We start from the raw sequence: 232 nt of genomic DNA on the forward strand, positions 1-232 counted from the left end.
GCGCTGATGCGCAAGGCCCGCGAGGAGAGCGATCCGGCCGAGCGGGAGAAACTGTACGCGCAGGCCCAGGTGGTATTCCACGAACAGGCCCCATGGATACCGCTGGCCTACCCGAAGCTGTTCAACGTCCGGCGGAACACGGTGCAGGGCTACGTGATCAATCCGTTGAGCAACAACAACTTCGCCACCACCTCGGTGAAGCCGTCGAAGAACAAGGACCACAGCCCCGCCG

1 pseudogene is annotated in these 232 nt (G+C 63.4%); it reads left to right on the plus strand.

Going from position 1 to position 232, the window contains the following annotated elements:
• A pseudogene (locus ACLJNW_RS28855) lies at window positions 1–232 on the plus strand (hypothetical protein); the annotation flags it as partial.

Source organism: Salmonella sp. SAL4457 (assembly GCF_046548235.1).
Taxonomy (GTDB): domain Bacteria; phylum Pseudomonadota; class Gammaproteobacteria; order Enterobacterales; family Enterobacteriaceae; genus Salmonella; species Salmonella enterica.